A 1009-nucleotide genomic window follows, 5' to 3' on the forward strand; every position below is an offset into this window, starting at 1 on the left:
AATACTGCGTGCAGTACGACGAGAGCGACCTGCAGTTCGTCCAGCGCCTGTGCTGCGAGGAGGGCATCCACTTTCATTTCCAGCACAGCGCCACGGCGCACCTGCTGGTATTCGGCGACGACCAGACGGTGTTCCCGCGGCTCGCGCCGGTGGCCTACCAGCAGGACTCCGGCCTGGTCGCCGACCGGCCGGCGGTCAAGCGCTTCGGCGTACGCCTGGAAACCCGCACCAGCCGCGTCACCCGCCGCGACTACGACTTCGAGAAACCGCGCCTGACGCTGGAAAGCGCCGCCCGCGGCGAAGCCCGGCCGGACCTCGAGGACTACGACTATCCCGGTCGCTTCGTCGACCGCGAGCGCGGCAAGCACCTGGCCAGGCGTGCCCTCGAACGGCAGCGCAGCGACTACCGCCTGGCCGAGGGCCGCAGCGACCAACCGTTGCTGCTCAGCGGCCACTTCCTGCCGCTGGCCGCCCATCCCCAGGCGGGCTGGAACGACCTCTGGCTGCTCACCGAGGTGATTCACGAGGGGCGGCAGCCGCAGGTGCTGGAAGAAAGCATCGTCTCCGACACCTCGGCGAGCCCGGACGACTTCCGGCAGGGTTACCGCAACCGCTTCCAGGCCACGCCCTGGGAGGCGTTCTTCCGTCCCCCGCTGACACCGCCGAAGCCGCGCATCCTCGGCACGCAGAGCGCGGTGGTGACCGGTCCGAAGGGCGAGGAAATCCACTGCGACCGCTACGGTCGGGTGAAGGTGCAATTCCACTGGGATCGCGAGGGCCAGGCCGACGACAGCAGCAGTTGCTGGTTACGCGTTGCCTCCGGCTGGGCGGGAAGGAACTACGGCGCCATCGCCATCCCGCGGGTCGGCATGGAGGTGCTGGTGACCTTCCTCGAAGGCGACCCCGACCAGCCGCTGGTCACCGGCTGCCTGTTCCACAGGGAACATCCGGTGCCCTACGAACTGCCGGCGCACAAGACCCGCAGCGTCTTCAAGAGCCTCAGCAGCCC

The 1009-nt window shown here is 68.8% G+C and carries 1 protein-coding gene; it reads left to right on the forward strand.

Going from position 1 to position 1009, the window contains the following annotated elements:
• Positions 1-1009, forward strand: a 1009-nt coding sequence (gene tssI / locus HMPREF2581_RS18215) for a type VI secretion system tip protein TssI/VgrG (protein ID WP_139181913.1), incomplete at both ends; no start/stop codon positions are given.

The organism is Pseudomonas sp. HMSC057H01 (genome assembly GCF_001836405.1).
In the GTDB taxonomy this organism is placed as follows: domain Bacteria; phylum Pseudomonadota; class Gammaproteobacteria; order Pseudomonadales; family Pseudomonadaceae; genus Pseudomonas; species Pseudomonas aeruginosa.